This is a genomic window from Deltaproteobacteria bacterium CG11_big_fil_rev_8_21_14_0_20_49_13, assembly GCA_002796305.1.
Taxonomy (GTDB): Bacteria; UBA10199; UBA10199.
Genome location: PCWZ01000075.1, coordinates 1 through 1,386 on the forward strand (window position 1 = coordinate 1; position 1,386 = coordinate 1,386).

A 1,386-nucleotide genomic window follows, 5' to 3' on the forward strand; every position below is an offset into this window, starting at 1 on the left:
TTCGGATCAGGATGACCTAACTAACCAATACAAAAATAATTTGCAAGGAATTCAATTAAGATCAGAAGTTCTCTATGATATAGCGCATCGGATCGACCGGTACACCGTCAACCACTATCTGATAGTGCAGATGAGGCCCTGTTGAACGGCCGGTGCGGCCCACCGCGGCAATGTTGGAACCGCGTTTTATCTTCTGGCCTTCCTGAACGTAGAGCGCTGAATTGTGCCCATAGACAGTTGTAACGCCAAAGCCGTGGTCTATTATGACGGTCTTGCCAAGGCCGTTCTTATAACCTGAAAAAGTAACCACTCCGTCGCCCGACGCAAAGACCGGGGTGCCGATGGAAGCCGCTATATCAAGCCCTTCATGAAAGCGCGAGCCTATCCCTTTGGGGCTCCTTCTGGGACCGAATTCGGACGTCACCCAGCCCCTGACCGGCCAGATGGATGGCATTGACGCCCAGTAAGTAAGGCGCTCTTGATGGAACTCGTAAACGTCCTGAAGCCTCATTTCGACCGAGGCTATCGTATCATTGAGCTCGTCTGTCTGGAGATCCAGGTCATTAAAGAGCTCTCTGGGGTTATTTTCGACCTTGGCGGTCAGCTCGTATTTGCTGTTAAGTTTGAGTTTCTTTGCGTCCGGCAGGGTATCTTCGTCGGCAATGGGGCCTATGCTTTTAAGCATGACCTTTTTATTGATACCGACAGCCGCCTCAAGACGCTGGGCAAGCCTGTTCGCACGGCCTACCACCTCTTCCATTGAGGCGAGCTTTTCGCTGATCACTGCCTCTTTTTCCTTTATTTCCCGGGTAGTTATGCGTGTTTCCTCGGTGGCCATCCAGCCGGTTCTGTAGTAATAGGCGGTACCTGCCAGAACGATGGTAGCAACAAACCATACACCTAAAAATGCAAATATCGCTTTGTGGGTCCAAGACGGAACGGTAAGCTGTTTTTGGGCTGGTTTTCCTTCTGGTACGATAAGTATGTTATACCACTTTGGTTTCTTAACCTTTTTCTTCAAGAAGAAGTCTCCTATACAAATGGGGGGAACAACTCGTTCGGAGGACCTCACTCCTTCCCCCCATACCCCTCTCGCTCGCGCGAAATAAATTCGTCGCTCGTTCGCTAAGTCTTAATTAAATTTCAATAATCTCTTACTTATTAAAACGAAAACTGCCTTTCATTAGAAACTGCTATTAATTGAGTAACGCTTTTTGACTGTCACTAAGAGAGCTAACATAATTGACCCGGCGTGTCAACCCAAAAGCCCCCTCGCAAGCCTTCGTCTTTATAAAGGGCACCTCTAAAAACCTACTTACTCTGTCATTGCGAGCCCCGAAGGGGCGCGGCAATCTCCCGCAAACACTTGATTTATGGAGATTGCTT

General features: G+C 48.7%; 1 protein-coding gene. It reads right to left on the reverse strand.

The features are described 5' to 3' along the window. Nucleotides 1–61 precede the first annotated feature (61 nt). Nucleotides 62–1,021, reverse strand: coding sequence for a hypothetical protein (locus COV46_07195; GenBank protein PIR16708.1), 960 nt, complete (start codon nucleotides 1,019–1,021; stop codon nucleotides 62–64). Nucleotides 1,022–1,386: the final 365 nt, after the last annotated feature.